Raw genomic sequence first — 15,155 nt, forward strand, 5'->3', positions numbered from 1 at the left:
CTACACTGTCCGGCATGACCGCCACGCTGCTGATCCTGTTGTTCCTCGCCGTGCTGGTGGCCATCGCCATGCTCGGGCTCCTGCTTCGGCGCGGCCTTGCCACGGCGCCACAGGCGATGACCGAGCTGGAGCGCCTGGCGGCCGAACTGGCCGGCGAGCGCGACAACGCGCGCCTGCAATCGGGCGAGATCGGCAGCCTGAATGGGCGCCTGGGTGCCTTGGAAAGCACGCTGGCTGCGCGCGAGGAGGCGCTCGCGCGGACGGAGGCGCAGCGCGCCGAGCTGCAACAGCACAATGAACAGGCGCGCCAGCAGATCCACGTCGCGACCGTCGCGCTGGCCGAGCGCGAGGCGGGGCTGGCCGAAGCGCAGGGACGGCTGGCCAGACTGGAGTCCGAGTTGGCGCGGTTGCGTGAACAGGCTGAAACGCTCCAGATCGAGCATGCGCAGGCCAACGCCAACCTCGCCCATGCGCGCCAGGCGAACGTCGACATGCATGCGTTCCTTGCCGAGGCGCAGACGCGGCTGTCCGGCGCATTCAGCGAACTGGCCGGCAAGGTATTCGACGAGCGCGGCCAGCAGTTCGAGAAGAACGTGCAGCGGGCGACGTCGCAGTCCAAATCGGACATCGAAACCCTGCTCAAGCCGTTCGCCGACCAGCTGGGGCAGTTCCGTATCCGGGTCGACACGCTGTATTCGGAAGAGGCCAAGGAGCGCTCGATGCTGCTGGGCGCGGTCAACGAACTCAAGACGCTCAACCAGGACATGGCCCAGCACACCGATGCGCTGACGCGCGCGCTGAAGGGCAACGCCAAAGTTCGCGGCGACTGGGGCGAACTGATGCTCGAAAGCGTGCTGCGCGGGTCCGGGCTGGAGGAAGGCCGGCATTACGACCGCCAGAAAAAAGCCGTCGACCAGGATGGCGCGCGCCTGCATCCGGACGTGGTCGTGCGGCTACCGGACGAGCGCCGCGTGGTGGTCGACAGCAAGGTCAACCTCATCGCCTGGCAGGAGGCGATGAACGCGCAGACGCCCGAGCAGCAGGACGAAGCCATGCGCCGCCACGCTGCCGGCCTGCGCCAGCACGTGCGCGACCTGGGCGAGAAGAACTACCCCAAGGCGGTCGGCGATTCGGCGCTGGAGATCACCATCGCCTTCGTGCCGATCGAGGGCGCACTGTCCGCGGCGCTGGGGTTCGATCCGGCGCTGCAGACCGATGCCTTCGACCGCCGCGTGGTGTTCGCCTCGCCCAATACGCTGATGGCGCTGCTACGGGTGGTCGAACGGCTGTGGACACGCGACAAGATCCAGCGCGAGGCCGTCGACATCGCCAAGAGCGGTGGCCTGGTGCTGGATGCGTTGATGACGTTCCTGGCCGACTTCGATCGCGTCGGCCAAGGACTGCAGCAGGCGACCGAGGCCTTCAACACCGCGCACCAGCACCTGCGCGAATCGTCCAAGGCGGTAATCCCGCGCGCGCGACGGCTGGCGTCGCTGGGCGTGCAGGGCAAGAAGCCGCTGCGCGACGAACTCAAGCCCGACGCCTCCGATCCCGAGGACGCCGCGCGACTGCCTCTTCTGGACCTGCCCATCGACGACGGGCGCTGATCGACGACGCTTGGCAACTCCACGCAGCCGCGTTGGCGCTTACGGCACGCCTTCGATGCCCGGCATCGCGCTGGCCGGTACAGTCGGATTGTCCTGGTCGTCGCGCAGGTAGGCGGGCAGCGAGTCGTCCTGCTTCTGCTGGCGGTCGCCGAAGATCTGGTAACGCCGGCGCTGCAGCCAGGCATCGCGGAACAGCGCGTACTCGTCGGTCGCGCCCTCGCGCATGCTGTCGACGGCGAACAACTGCGTGCGCACGTCGACCAGTTGCAGGCCCTGCAGGAACACCCGCGCACGGTCGCTTTCCACCTGGCGCAGCGGCGCCAGCGGCGCATCGCCGATCAGTCCGAACACGTCGCGCACCGTGCGCGGGCCGAACAGCGGCAGTTCGACGTAGCGCGAGCGCTCCCAGCCCCAGACGCCCAGGGTCTGCCCGAAGTCCTCGCTGTGCATCGGCAGCCCGACCGACGAGGCCGGATCGAACAGCCCGCCGAATCCCATCGTGGTGTTGAGGGCGAAGCGGCCCATCGCCTGCGCCGCCCCCTTCGGCTTGCCCTGCAGCAGCGCATTGAGCGCGCTGATCGGCTGGCCGAGGTTGTTGAAGAAATTGCCCACGCCCAGGCGCACCGGCCGCGGCACGACCGCGACGTACGCCTTCGCCAGCGGCCGCGCGATGCGGCGGTCGACGACGTTGTTGAAGGCGTGCACGCGCCGGTTCAGCGGCTCCCACGGGTCGTAACTGGCGGGCAGTTCGGCCGGCGCGGGCAGGGTCGGATCCGCGATCGGGTTGTAGGCCTGGCCCGGTGGGCCGTAGAGCGCGTCGTAGTCGCGCTCGGCCTGGGTCCGCGGGTCGGCCGCGGGCACGACGGCATCGGCATCGCGGGCGGCGGCGCTGGCGTCGCCTTCGATCGCCGTGGATTGGACCGCGGCCACGTCGGTTGCGGGCGCGGCGTTGGCGTCGGCATCGGTCTGCACCGGCGCGGGCGACGCGCCAGTGGCAGGCGTGGCTTCCAGCAGGCAGGCTTTCAGCAGGCAGGCTTTCAGCAGGCAGGCTTTCAGCAGGCGTCGCGGCAACCGCCTGGGGTTCGGTCGACGGGCCAGCCGCCGTCGTGGACGGCAGCGGGGTGGACGGCAAGGGTGCGGCGTCCTGCGCCTGCGCGGCACCGGTGAGCAGGCCCAGCGCCAGCAGCAGGACAATCGGGTGACGGTTCATGCGCGCAGTTTAGTGGCCGCGATGCGGGCGCGACAGTCGCGCCGCGATCAGCCGACGTAGGCCAGCGCCGGGTCGAGCCGGTAGGCTGCGCGCAGTGCGGCCAGTCCCGCAGGATCGCCGCTGACCGCGACGCCGCCGGCGCGCTGCGCGAGCTCGGCCAGCAGCGCCACGCCCGCGCTGTCGACGCGGCTGACGCCGCCCAGGTCGAAGCGATGCACGCCTTCGAGCAGGCCCAGCGCCCGTGGCCAGGCGGCGGCGACCGCCGCGGTGGTCAGCGCGCCGCCGACACGCAGGGTGTCGCCGTCGCGCTGCAACGTCACCGCATCAGTGCCTGGCATCGGCCTGCAGCTGGCCGCTGCGCAGGTCGGCGGCGACCTGCGCGATCGACTTGTGGGTGAGTTCGGCATCGAACTGCTGGCGGAAGGTCTGCACGAAGGACACGCCTTCGACCATCACGTCGAACACCTTCCAGGTGCCGCCGGACCTGCGCATCAGGTAATCGACCGGCACCGGCTCGCCGCCCTGGCGCAGCATCTCGCTGGCGACCTTGACCCCAAGGCCGCGCGGCAACACGGTCTCGGACTTCACCCGAACCCGCAGCCGGGTGTTGAAGTCCAGCAGCGAATCGCCGTAGCGCTGCATCAGGTTGTCGGCCAGCGCATCGGCGAACAGCTTGACGTCGGCATCGCTGGCGCCGCGCGCGTGGCGGCCGAGCACCTGCCGCGCCGCGTAGTCGCGGTCGAACATCTTGCTGAACTCGCTGGAGACGAACTGGCGCAGCGCGGCGCGGTTCTTGGTGAACTCCGCGCGCCGCTGCTCCAGCGTCGACAGCACGCGCTGGCTGTTGTCCAGCACCATCTGGCTCGGCGATGCGCTCGCCGTGGCGCTGGCGTCCTGCGCGCGCGCGGGCATCGGCGCGAACGCAGCCGCGCCCATGGCCAGGCTGGCGGCGACGGCGATCGAAAGGAAGGAACGCTTCATGGATTGGCATCCGTGGCAGGGGGGTTGGAGGTGTCGCTGCCGGCATCGGGCGTCGTCGCCTTGCCGCCGCCACCGAACATGTACTTGCCGACCATCTGGATCAGGTCGACCGCCGGCGTGGTGAACGCGATCTCGTCGCCGGGTTTCAAGGCCTGGGTGTCGCCGCCCGGCTGCAGGCCGATGTAGCTTTCGCCGAGCAGGCCGCCGGTGAGGATGCCGGCGGAGGTGTCCGCGGGCAGGTCGTTGTAGCGGTCATCGATGTCCAGGGTCACGACGGCGTCGAATTTGACCGGGTCCAGCTGAATGTCGGCCACATTGCCGACCACGACGCCGCCAATCTTGACCGGCGCCGACGTGCGCAACTGGCCGAGGTTGGTGAAGCGCGCCTTGAGCGGATAGCTGTGCGCGCCGAAGCCGAACTTGCCGTTGGTCGAGGCCAGCGCCAGCACCAGCAGCGAGGCCAGCGCGAGCAGCAGGAAGGCGCCGACGGCGAATTCGAGACGGGGACCGCGGACGGACATGATCGATTCCTCAGGCGTGGCGTGCGGCAATCACTTGCCGAACAGGAAAGCGGACAGCACGAAGTTGAACATCAGCACCAGCAGCGAGGCATTGACCACCGCGCGCGTGGTCGCCACCGAGGTGCCTTCGACGGTGGGCTCGGCATGGAAGCCGACGTAGGAGGCGACCAGCGCCGCGGTGCCGCCGAACACGGCGGACTTCTCCAGCGCGACCAGGAAGTCGTGGCGGAAGTCGACGGCGTCCTTGAGCACCTGCCAGAACGTGCCGCTGTCGATGCCGATGATGTGCACGGCTTCGAAGTAGCTGGCGCTGATCGCGAGGGAGCAGAAGAAGCCGGTGAGCAGCGGCACGCAGATCACCGCCGCCCAGAAGCGCGGCGCCACCGCTTTCGCGATCGGATCGATCGCCATCAGGCCCAGCGCGGTGATCTGGTCGGTGGCGCGCATCAAGCCAAGTTCCGCCGCGATCGAGGACCCGGCGCGACCGACGAACAGCAGCGCGGTCAGCACCGGCGCCAGCTCGCGATACAGGCCCAGGCCCACCAGCGCGCTGATCTGGTTGCTGGCGCCGTAGGTCTCTAGCGCGCGATAGCCCAGCAACGTCACCGACAGCCCGACGAAGGCGCCGCCGACGGCGATGATCGGCAGCGAGCGGGCACCGATCTTGTAGATCTCGCGCACCAGCTCGGCGAGGAAATCCCGCGTGGGCGTCGAGGCGCGCAGCACAGACAACGAGAACAGGCCGGCGCGGCCGAGCGAGCGGGTGGCGGCGACAAACGGCATCAGGCGGCTTCCTGTTCGCGCGCGGTGGCGTCGAAGGCGATGGGACCGTCGGGCTCGCCGCGCAGGAACTGCAGCACCAGCGGATCGCGCGTCGCCTCCAGTTCGGCCGGCGTGCCGGAAAACACGATGCGGCCGTTGGCGATCACGATCGCGCGGTCGGCGACCGGCAACGTCTCGTGCACATGGTGGGTGACGATGATGCTGGTCAGGCCGAGGCTGGCGTTGAGCCGCGCGATCAGCGCCATGATCACGCCGCTGGCGATCGGGTCCAGCCCGGTCAGCGGCTCGTCGTAGATCATCAGCGGCGGATCCAGCGCCAGCGCACGGGCCAGCGCCACGCGGCGCGCCATGCCGCCGGACAGTTCGCGCGGGTAAAGACCGGCCGCCGCGCGCAGGCCGACCGCGTGCAGCTTCATCGCCACCAGCCGCTCGATCACCGGCCGCGGCAGGTCCGTGTGCGTGTGCAGCGGCAGCGCGACGTTCTCGGCCACGCTCAGGTCGGTCAGCAGGCCGTTGCCCTGCAGCAGCACGCCGATGTCCTTGCGCCGCTCGAGCAGCGCCCGCATGCGCGTCGGCAACGGCGCGCCGAGCACCTCGACGGTGCCCGCGACCGGTTGCAGCTCGCCGGTCAACGCCGCCAGCAACGTCGACTTGCCGCTGCCCGACGGCCCCAGCACCGCGGTGATGCTGCCGCGCGGCACCACCAGGTCGATGCCTTCGAGCACGGCGCGGCCGCCGCGTTCGAGGCGGACATCGGTCAGGCGCACGGCGGGCGAATCGGTCGTCATCGACGCAGGTCCGTTTTGGCGAGGAGCGTGACAGCGCGGTCGGTTACAGCGCCGGGCGCGCGGGCACGCTCAAAAAGCGGGAAAGCTTGGCCGCCGCCCGCTGAATGGCGGCGGAGCGGCGCCGCGCATTGTCGCAGCTTCGCCAGCGCCGCCCGTTCGCGCCGCGAACCCGCCGGGTCCGCGTCGCGCAACCGACCTCCGCAGGAGCGGCTCCAGCCGCGAGCCCTCCGTGGGCCACGGGCCCCCGCGCACGCACCGGCGCCGCAACGGCAGCCCCACCCCCTCCCCGCGTACCGCGACGCCCCCGGCGCCGCCACCGGTCTCTGCGCCTGCGACCGCGCTCCGGCAAGATGCGCTGGATGCCGACCGCGCCGCCGCTTCGATCGCCCGACTTCCGCCTGTACCACTCGAACTCGCTGGAAGTGCTGGCCGGGCTGCTGGCGGACGAACTGCGTTCGGCCGCGCCGGGGCAGCCGTTGCTGGCCCCCGACACGGTGCTGATCCCCCAGGTGGCGATGCGGCGCTGGCTGCAGGCGACGATGGCCGAGCGGCATGGCATCGCCGCGAACCTGGCGTTCCTGACCCCCGGCGAGTTCGTGGGGCACGCGCTGGCCGCCAATGCCGGCCCGGCCAACCTGGCGGGCGGCGGTAACGACCTCGACGCCGACAACCTGCACTGGCACCTGTACGCGGCGCTGCTCGATCCCTCGCTGCGCGCGCGGCCGGCGATGGCGCAGCTCGCGGGCTACCTGGACGGCGACGACGGCGTGCCGAAGGAAGGCATGCTGCAGGACGGCATGCTGCAGGACGGCATGGTGAAAGCGTGGACGCTCGCCGGCGAACTGGCGACCGTGTTCGGGAAATACCAGGCCTGGCGCCGCGACTGGCTGCTGCGCTGGGAAGGCGGCGCGGATCCGGACGATCCGCAGGCGATCCTATGGCGCGCCGTCGCCTCGGGCCGCGACCATCGCGCACGCCGGATCCAGGGCTACCTGGCGCGGTTCGGTGGCGATGCCGGCGTCGACGCCGTGCCTTCGCTGCCCGCGGGGCTGCCGCCGCGGCTGTTCGCCTTCGCCACGCTCAATGTCTCGCCCGACGTGCTGCGGGTGATGGCGAGCCAGGCGCGTGTCGGCACGCTGCACTTCTACCTGCCGACGCCGACCAAGGAATACTGGGGCGACCTGCAATCGCTCGGCGCGCACCTGCGCGCGGGCACCGATCCGTTTTCAATCGGGCAAGCCGGCGACCACTGTGCGGAAAACCCGCTGCTGCGCGACTGGGGTGCCGCCGGCCGCGACTTCATGGCGCTGCTGGGCAGCTACGAGGTCGTGCATCCGTCCGGCGAGATCGCCGCCTACGCCGATCCCGAAACCGCACCCGGCAGGACGCTCGCCGACGGCGGCCTGCGCGACAGCCTGCTGCGGCGGATGCAGGGCGACCTGTTCCATCGTCGCGCGGCGCCGTCCGGCGCGCTGCGCCCCGACGTCGATGCGCGCGATCCCAGCCTGCAGTTCCACGCCTGCCACACCCGGCTGCGCGAATTGCAGGTGCTGCACGACCGCCTGCATGCGCTGCTGGAGGACAAGCGCTTCGATCCGCCGCTGCAGCCGCGCGAGATCGCGGTGCTGGCGCCGGACATCGATCCGTACGTGCCGTACCTGGACGCGGTGTTCGGCGGAAGCGGCCGTGGCGAGGCGGGCATCCGGCAGGCGATCCCGTGGGCCATCGCCGACGCCAGTCCGCTGGCCGGCGAGCCGCTGGCGGCCGTGTTCCTGCGCCTGCTGGCATTGCCGGTCTCGCGCTTCGGGCTGGAGGAAGTGCTGGAGCTGCTCGCCAGCCCGCCGCTGGCCGAAGCCGCGGGGCTCGACGGCGCGGCGTTCGAACGCCTGCGCGCCTGGCTGCACGAGGCGGGCGCGCGCTGGGGTATCGACGCCGCGCATCGCGCGCGGATGGGAGCGCCGGAGGACGACGCCTACACCTGGCAGTTCGCGCTCGACCGGCTGCTGCTCGGCCACGCGACGGACGCCGACGCGCTGGTCGAAGGCGACGGCGCGCGCGTGGCGCCGTGGACCGATCTCGAAGGCAGCGCCCTCGACGCGCTGGACGTGCTGCTGCGGCTGCTGCGCGTGCTGGCCCGCCACCAACGCCTGCTCGGCGAAGCGATGCCGCCGTCGGCCTGGCGCGAACGCCTGCTGGGCCTGCTCAGGTCGGTGCTGCCGCGGCCGCGCATCGGCGGCAGTGGCGAGCGTGCCTACGAGCGCCTGTGCAAGCTGATCGACGCCTTCGCCGAAGACGCGGCGCGCGCCGGCTACACCGCGCCGGTGCCGGGCGAAATCGTGCGCGCGCATTTCGCGCAGGTGCTGGGCGAGGCCGACACGCGCGCGCCGCTGCTCACCGGCGGCGTCAGCTTCGCGCGCATGGTGCCGATGCGGCTGCTGCCGTTCCGCGCGATCTGCCTGCTCGGCATGAACGACGGCGACTTCCCGCGGCGCGATCCCGCCGCCGGGCTCAACCGCCTCACCGCCGAACTGGGCACCGAGCGTCGCCGGCATGGCGACCGTTCCACCCGCGACGATGATCGCTATCTGTTCCTGCAGCTGTTCTCGTCGGCGCAGGATGTGTTCCACGTCAGCTGGATCGGCGCCGACCCGCGCGACGGCAGCGCGCGCGAGCCGTCGGCGGTCGTGTCCGAATTGCTGGCCGCGGCGGCCGCGTACCACGCGCCGGCGGACGCCGATGCGCTGGTGCTACGGCATGCGCTGCAGCCGTTCTCGCCGGCCGCGTTCGGCAGCGGCGATCCGCGCCACTTCAGCTACGACGCGCGCTGGCATCCGGCGGCGGGGCAGCTGTCGGGCGTGCGCACGACGCTGGCGCCGTGGATGCGCGCAGGCACTTCGCTGCCGCCGCCGGTCGAGGCGGAAACCGAGTTGTCGCTGGAATCGCTGCGCCGCTTCCTGCTGGCGCCCGCCGAGCAGTTCCTGCGCCAGCGCCTCGGCCTGCGCCTGCCCGAGGTCGAGGCGGCGGGTGAGGACATCGAGCCGCTGCGTGCCCCCGGCGGCGGGCTGGAACGCCACCGGCTGCAGCACGCGGTGTTCGACGCGCTGCTGGCCGGCGAGCGCCGCGACGCGCTGCTCGAACGCCTGGGCGCGCAGGCGCTGCTGCCGTCCGGTGCGCTCGGTGCGCGCGCGCTGTCCGACGTGCTCGACGAAGTGGCGCCGTACGCGGAGCACTTCGCGCGCTGGCGCGGCGACACGACGGCTTTGGAGCCGTTGCCGCTGGAAGCCAGCATCGATGGCGTGCGCCTGCACGCCCGGCTCGGCGGCGTGTGGCCGGCGGGCTTCGCGCGGGTGCGCTTCGGCGCGCCAAACGGTGCCTCCGTTCTCCGCAACGGGCTGGACTGGCTGCTGGCGAGCGCCGCCGGCGAATCGCGGCCGATGTTCGAATTCCACGCGGAGAAGGGCGGCAACCTCGGCCCGCACGAACGCGGCCGCATTGATCCGGCGCAGGCGAAGGACGCCCTGCGCACGCTGATGGCGCTGCGCGCGTCCGGCCTGCGCGAACCGCTCCCGTTCGCGCCGCGCAGCGGCTGGAAGTATTACAGCGCGGCGACCGCCGAGCGCGGCATCGAGGACGCGCGCAAGCAGTGGCAGGGCAGCAACCGCACGTGGGGCGAGGGCAGCGGCACGGCCTGCGAACTCGCCCTGCGCGCGCGCGATCCGTTCGCCCACCGCGACGCCCTGCGCGCCTTTGTCGCCAACACAATCACCGTGTTCTCCGCGGTCGGCAGCGGCATCGCGAGCATCAGGCACGACGCGCCGGAGCTCGACGAGGACGCCATCGCCAACGCGACGCTGTCGCGCGACGAGGACGAAGGCGAATGAGTACCGCGCCCGCCCGCGATGCCTATCTCGAGCTGCCGCTGGACGGCGTGCGCCTGATCGAGGCGTCCGCCGGCACCGGCAAGACCTTCACCCTGGCCACGCTGGTCACGCGCCTGGTGGTCGAACGCGACCTGCGGGTCGGTCAGGTGCTCGCGGTGACCTTCACCGAAGCGGCCACGCAGGAGCTGCGCAAGCGCATCCGCGAGCGCATGCTGCTCGCCCTGGAACTCGTCGAGGCGCCAGTCGTCGACGGCGAGGACGCCGAGGCGGCGTTGACCGGCGACATCCTGCAGGCGCACCTGGCGCGCAGCGGCGAACGCCCCGACGCGCTGCGCCGCCGCCTGCGCGCGGCCGCGCGGGACATCGACCTGGCGGCGATCTTCACCATCCACGGTTTCTGCGCGCGCGTGCTGCGCGAACATGCGCTGGAAAGCGGGCAGGGCTTCGATCCACCGGAACTGCTCGCCAACGACCGCGGCCTGCGCGAGGAACTCGCGGCCGACCTGTGGCGCACGCATGGCCGCGACGCGGCGGGCGCGGAGGATCTCGCGGCGCTGTGGAAGGGCGGCCCCCAGGCGCTTGCCGCCGACCTGCGCGCGCTGATGCGCGAGCCGGTGCTGCTGCCGCCGGACGCAGCGCTGCCTTCGGACCCGATGCCCGCGGTGCTGGCCGCCGGCCACGCGCTTGCCGAGGGATTCCGCGCGCACGGCGAGGACTTCCTCGCGCTCCTGCTCGACGCGCTCGAACGCAAGGTGCTGCATGGCGGCAGTTACAAGGCCGCGTGGATCCAGCCGCTCTGGACCGCGCTGGCGGGCTGGTGCGAAGGCGGCGATTACTCCGCACCGCTGCACGAAAAGCTCCGCTGGCTCACCCCGCGCATGCTGCAGGAGAAGACCAACAAGGCGCACGTGGGCAAGACGCCGCAGTCGCCGCTGTGCGCGCTGATCGACGACTACCTGCGCGCGCTGGCTGGGTGTGACGCGTACCGAATCCGCCGCCGCATCGCCCTGCTGCATTGCATCCGCGCGGATGCGCGCGAGCGGCTCGCGCTGCTCAAGCACCAGCGCCGCCTGCAGGCCTACGACGACATGATCGACGGCGTCGCCGACGCGCTCGACGGTCCCCGCGGCGAGGCGCTGGCCCGCAGTCTGCGCGTGCAATACGCGGTCGCGCTGGTGGACGAGTTCCAGGACACCGACGCGCGGCAGTGGAGGATCTTCGATCGCGTGTTCGGCCGCGGCGCCATGGCGGATGGCAGCGCGCCGGCGCTGTTCCTCGTCGGCGATCCCAAGCAGGCGATCTACAGCTTCCGCGGCGGCGACGTACACACCTACCTCGCCGCGCGCGCCACCGCGGACGAGGCACCGGCGCTCGTGCACAACTTCCGATCGCGGCCGTCGGTGCTCGCGGCGATCCAGGCGCTGTACGCCCAGGCGGGCGACGACGCCTTCGTCGACCGGCGCATCCGCTTCCGCGCGGTCGAGGCCGGCGGCAAGCGTACGGACGCGGATTTCCAGCGCGACGGTTCCGATGCACCGGCGCTGACGCTGTGGCGCGCGCCCGACCCGAAGCCCGACGACAAGGGCGAGGTGAAGCCGTGGAAGGCCGAGGACTCGCGCGTGCATTGCACCGCGGCCTGCGTCGCGGCGATCCACGCCGTGCTGTCGGAGGGCCGCGCCGGCACCGCCACCATCGACGGCAAGCCGGTGCAGCCGGGCGACATCGCCGTGTTGGTGCGCACGCACGGCGAAGCCACGCGGCTGCAGCAGGCGCTGGCCGTGGTCGGCATCCCGGCGGTCGCCGCCGGCAAGCAGAGCCTGTTCGACACGCTCGAAGCGCGCGAAGTGCACGCCCTGCTGCTCGCGCTGCTGCAAAGCGGCGACGACGGCCGCCTGCGCGCCGCGCTGTCGACGGTGCTGGTCGGCGTCGACGCCGCCGCGATCGCGGCGCTCGACGGCAGCGATCACGACTGGCAGCACCGGGCGCTGGCCTGGCGCGAGCGCCTGCTGCGTGGCGGCCCGCTCGCGCTCATCGGCGACCTGTGCGCGGAACACGCGCCGCGCCTGCTCGGCCTCACCGATGGCGAACGGCGCGTCGGCAACTACCTGCAACTGGCCGAAGCACTGCAGGAAGCGCAGGCGCACACGCTCGGGCTGCACGGCCTGGTCGAATGGCTCGGCGCGCGCATCGCCAACGCCGACCCCGACGACGAGGCGCAGCTGCTGCGCCTGGAGTCCGACGCGCGCCGCGTGCAGATCGTCACCCTGCACAAGAGCAAGGGCCTGGAATACCCGCTGGTGTTCCTGCCGTTCATCGGGATCGGCGGTAGGGAGCCGTCGCCGGGCCGGTACTGCACCGCGCAGGGCGAGGACGACAACACGCGCCGCCTGCACTGGAAGATCGAGGTTCCCGAAGCGCAATGGGGCCACGCCAAAGAGCGCTGGACCACCGAGCAGCACGCCGAGCAGGCGCGCCTGCTCTACGTCGGCCTGACCCGCGCGCGGCATGCACTGTGGCTGGCGAGCGGCGCGTTCTACAACGCCGGCAAGGCCGCGCTCGCGCCGATGCTCGCCGACCTCGTCGCGCTGCAGGCCGTGCCGTGCATCCGCGTCGACACCGTCGTGCCGTCGGCCGCGCTGTCGCGACTGCCGCCGGAATCCGACGCCGCCGTGCCGCCGGCCCGGATCGCGACGCGCGCGCTGTCGACCGACTGGTGGGTGCACAGCTTCAGCAGCCTGGCGCGCAAGACCGGCCCGGCGGAGGACGCCTCGACGTCGGCCACGCTGCCCGCGCCGGGCGGCACGGACGAAACTATCGCCGTCGAGGACGATCCGGCGCCCAGCGCCACCTACGAGATGCATGACCCACGCTTCGCCGGCCCGCAGTTCGGCGTCGCCATGCACACCGCGCTGGAGCGCACCGACTTCGCCGCGTGGCGCGCGTGGCTGCCCGGCGATGCCGCGCCCGGCGCCGAAGCGACGACGATTGCCCAGGCGCTGCGCGAACAAGGCTACCCCGAAGACGTGCTGGACGACGGCGTCGCGTTCGTGACGAGCCTCGTCGGCAGGACCCTGCGGGTCGTGCTGCCCGAGGGCGTGCAGCTGTGCAACGTGCCGGGCGAATGGCGCCGCCCCGAGCTGGAGTTCCAGTTCCCGCTGCGGCCCGCCCGCGTCGACGCGCTGCTGCAGCTGCTGCACGAACACGACGTCGTGCCCGAGCGCCACGCCTTCGGCTTCCGCCAGCGCCTGGAAGGCCTGATGACCGGCCTCGTCGACCTGACCTACCGGCACGACGGCCGCTGGTACGTGCTCGACTACAAGTCCAACCGCCTGCCGCGCTACGACGCCGACGCGCTGGACGCGGCGATGCAGCACAGCGAGTACGACCTGCAGGCGCTGGTGTACACGCTGGCGCTGCACCGCTGGCTGCGGTTCCGGCTGGGCGATGCGGCCGATGGCGGCGGCTACGACTACGCGCGCGACTTCGGCGGGCACCGCTATGTGTTCAGTCGCGGCATCGATCTCGACATGCCTGCGAAGAGCGTGCCTGCGGCGGGCGCGGCTGCGGACGCCGCGCCGGCGGGCGTGCATGCGCGCAAGTTCGATCCCGCGCTCATCCACGCGCTCGACGCGCTGTTCGCTGGGGAACCCACATGACCCCAGGCAAGACTGCCGGCGCGACCGCCGCGTCGCTGCTCGACGCGCTCTGGCGCAGCGGCGCCCTGCGCACGCTCGACCACGCGCTCGCGCAGAGCCTGCGCCGCCTCGACCCCGCCACGCCCGACAGCGTGCTCGCCGCCGCGGTCCTGGCCTCGCTGGCCGTCGCCAACGGCCATGCGGGCTTCGACCTGGCGTCACCGCGCACGCTGGTCGACGCACCCGACATCGCGTGGCCCGACGCCGACGCCTGGCGCCGCGAGCTGGCCGCGTCGCGCTGGGTGGCCGTGCCCGCCAACGGCGCCGACGTCTCCGACGCCGATCGCCCGCTGGTGCTCGAAGGCCCTCCCGGTGCACCGGGCCTGCTGTACCTGCGCCGCTACCGCGAATACGAACGCCGCGTCGCCGCCGGCCTGCAGCGCCTCGCCGCGGCGACGTCCGAAGCCGGCGGGGTCGACCTGGTCACCGGCGGCCCCGGCACCGGCAAGACCACCACGATCGCGCGCCTGCTGGTGCAGCTGGTCGAACAGGCGCGCGCCGCGGGCCGCACGGATCCGCACATCGCGCTGGCCGCGCCCACCGGCCGCGCCGCCGAGCGCATGGCCGAAAGCGTGCGCAACGCGCTGCAGGCGCTCGCCGCCGCGGGCACCGACGCCGGCGTCATCGAAACCCTGCCCGGCAGCGGCAGCACCCTGCACCGCCTGCTCGGCACCCTCCCCGACAGCCCGCGCTTCCGCCACGACGCCGGCAACCCGCTGCCGTTCGACGTGGTCGTCGTCGACGAAGCCTCGATGATCGACCTGCCGCTGATGGCCAAGCTGGTCGAAGCCGTCCCCGACGGCGCGCGCCTGGTACTGATCGGCGACCCCGACCAGTTGCCATCGGTCGAGGCCGGCGACGTGCTCCGTGGCGTCATCGCTGCGGCCGACGCCGGCGGCGACGCCTTTCCGGCGCGGCGCACCCACCTCACCCACGCCTGGCGCCAGCACGAAGCGCTGCAACTCGCACCGCTCGCCGCGGCCATGCGCGAAGGCGACAGCGCCGCCGCCCTGTCGCTGCTGCGCGGCGGCACGCTGTCGGGCGTCCACTTCCACGAGGACCTCGCCGACCCGCTGCAGGCGCCGCACCGCGACCGTCTGCTCACCCACTGGCGGGCGCTGGCCGATGCCGACAGCCCCGCCCAGGCACTCTCGCTGGCCTCGCGCCTGCGCCTGCTCACCGCCGTGCGCGACGGCCCGCAAGGCGCGCGTACCCTCAACGCCCGCATCGAGGCGATGCTCGCCGGCGCGGGCGGCGCGTCGGGCCGCCACTTCCAGGGCCGCCTGCTGCTGATCACCGAGAACAGCTATCGCCACCGCCTCTTCAACGGCGACATCGGCATCTGCTTCCGCGATGCCGATGGTGCCGTGATGGCCTGGTTCCCCGGCGACACGCCCGACGCCCCGCGCGCCTTCCATCCCGCCGCGCTGCCCGCGCACGAGAGCGCCTTCGCGATGACGGTACACAAGGCGCAGGGCTCCGAGTTCGACACCGTGTGGCTGCAACTGCCACGCCACGACGCGCGCACGTTGTCGCGCGAACTGCTGTACACCGCCGCGACCCGCGCCCGCGCGGCGTTGCACGTCGCGGCCGGCGACGCGGTGCTGCGCGCGGCGCTGGCGCGCCATGTCGTCCGCATCTCCGGCCTGCGCCAGCGATTGCCGGCGCCGGCTGCAACGGCGCCCGCCG

The 15,155-nt window shown here is 72.3% G+C and carries 10 protein-coding genes; 4 read left to right on the top strand and 6 right to left on the bottom strand.

Annotated elements, in window-relative coordinates:
* Positions 1–14 precede the first annotated feature (14 nt).
* The gene (locus G7B67_RS09645) at positions 15–1,607 is read left to right on the top strand and encodes a DNA recombination protein RmuC (protein WP_166211470.1); all 1,593 of its coding nucleotides are present in this window, start codon (positions 15–17) and stop codon (positions 1,605–1,607) included.
* A gap of 39 nt (positions 1,608–1,646) precedes the next feature.
* On the opposite strand, the gene G7B67_RS09650 is transcribed toward G7B67_RS09645, so the two are convergent.
* The 6 genes from G7B67_RS09650 to G7B67_RS09675 all read right to left on the bottom strand — a co-directional run bounded on the left by G7B67_RS09650 (position 1,647) and on the right by G7B67_RS09675 (position 5,890).
* Entirely contained in the window at positions 1,647–2,678 is a 1,032-nt protein-coding gene (locus G7B67_RS09650) for an MlaA family lipoprotein (protein WP_166211473.1), read from the bottom strand.
* Between the two features lie 186 nt (positions 2,679–2,864).
* Positions 2,865–3,155 (bottom strand): STAS domain-containing protein, encoded by a 291-nt coding sequence (locus tag G7B67_RS09655; protein WP_166211476.1) that lies wholly within the window; start codon positions 3,153–3,155, stop codon positions 2,865–2,867.
* A complete protein-coding gene (locus G7B67_RS09660; protein ID WP_166211479.1) occupies positions 3,142–3,798 on the bottom strand; it encodes an MlaC/ttg2D family ABC transporter substrate-binding protein in 657 nt (218 codons plus the stop codon). Before G7B67_RS09660 ends, G7B67_RS09655 begins: the two co-directional genes overlap by 14 nt.
* The gene (gene mlaD / locus G7B67_RS09665; RefSeq protein ID WP_166211482.1) at positions 3,795–4,319 is read right to left on the bottom strand and encodes an outer membrane lipid asymmetry maintenance protein MlaD; all 525 of its coding nucleotides are present in this window, start codon (positions 4,317–4,319) and stop codon (positions 3,795–3,797) included. The genes G7B67_RS09660 and mlaD overlap by 4 nt, the downstream gene beginning before the upstream one ends.
* A 30-nt stretch (positions 4,320–4,349) precedes the next feature.
* Positions 4,350–5,102 carry an MlaE family lipid ABC transporter permease subunit gene (locus tag G7B67_RS09670; RefSeq protein WP_166211486.1) on the bottom strand — a complete coding sequence of 251 codons (753 nt, stop codon included), beginning with the start codon at positions 5,100–5,102 and terminating at the stop codon, positions 4,350–4,352.
* Positions 5,102–5,890: an ABC transporter ATP-binding protein gene (locus G7B67_RS09675; RefSeq protein ID WP_166211489.1), complete on the bottom strand. Its 789-nt coding sequence runs from the start codon at positions 5,888–5,890 to the stop codon at positions 5,102–5,104. The genes G7B67_RS09670 and G7B67_RS09675 overlap by 1 nt, the downstream gene beginning before the upstream one ends.
* A 359-nt stretch (positions 5,891–6,249) precedes the next feature.
* Between G7B67_RS09675 and recC the strand changes: the two genes are divergently transcribed.
* From recC to recD, 3 genes are all read left to right on the top strand, one after another.
* Positions 6,250–9,771 carry an exodeoxyribonuclease V subunit gamma gene (gene recC / locus G7B67_RS09680; RefSeq protein WP_166211492.1) on the top strand — a complete coding sequence of 1,174 codons (3,522 nt, stop codon included), beginning with the start codon at positions 6,250–6,252 and terminating at the stop codon, positions 9,769–9,771.
* The gene (locus tag G7B67_RS09685; protein ID WP_166211494.1) at positions 9,768–13,427 is read left to right on the top strand and encodes a UvrD-helicase domain-containing protein; all 3,660 of its coding nucleotides are present in this window, start codon (positions 9,768–9,770) and stop codon (positions 13,425–13,427) included. The genes recC and G7B67_RS09685 overlap by 4 nt, the downstream gene beginning before the upstream one ends.
* The coding region (gene recD, locus G7B67_RS09690) for an exodeoxyribonuclease V subunit alpha (RefSeq protein ID WP_166211497.1) at positions 13,424–15,155 on the top strand (1,732 nt) is incomplete at its 3' end. The genes G7B67_RS09685 and recD, both read left to right, overlap by 4 nt.

The organism is Cognatiluteimonas telluris, from assembly GCF_011320095.1.
Classification (GTDB): domain Bacteria; phylum Pseudomonadota; class Gammaproteobacteria; order Xanthomonadales; family Xanthomonadaceae; genus Cognatiluteimonas; species Cognatiluteimonas telluris.

What these genes read in the sequence shown, in the direction of transcription:
- G7B67_RS09685 (WP_166211494.1), top strand. Translation starts at nt 9,768, where the DNA reads ATGAGTACCGCGCCCGCCCGCGATGCCTATCTCGAGCTGCCGCTGGAC.
- recC (WP_166211492.1), top strand. Translation starts at nt 6,250, where the DNA reads ATGCCGACCGCGCCGCCGCTTCGATCGCCCGACTTCCGCCTGTACCAC.
- G7B67_RS09675 (WP_166211489.1), bottom strand. Translation starts at nt 5,890, where the DNA reads ATGACGACCGATTCGCCCGCCGTGCGCCTGACCGATGTCCGCCTCGAA.
- G7B67_RS09670 (WP_166211486.1), bottom strand. Translation starts at nt 5,102, where the DNA reads ATGCCGTTTGTCGCCGCCACCCGCTCGCTCGGCCGCGCCGGCCTGTTC.
- G7B67_RS09655 (WP_166211476.1), bottom strand. Translation starts at nt 3,155, where the DNA reads ATGCCAGGCACTGATGCGGTGACGTTGCAGCGCGACGGCGACACCCTG.
- mlaD (WP_166211482.1), bottom strand. Translation starts at nt 4,319, where the DNA reads ATGTCCGTCCGCGGTCCCCGTCTCGAATTCGCCGTCGGCGCCTTCCTG.
- G7B67_RS09645 (WP_166211470.1), top strand. Translation starts at nt 15, where the DNA reads ATGACCGCCACGCTGCTGATCCTGTTGTTCCTCGCCGTGCTGGTGGCC.
- G7B67_RS09660 (WP_166211479.1), bottom strand. Translation starts at nt 3,798, where the DNA reads ATGAAGCGTTCCTTCCTTTCGATCGCCGTCGCCGCCAGCCTGGCCATG.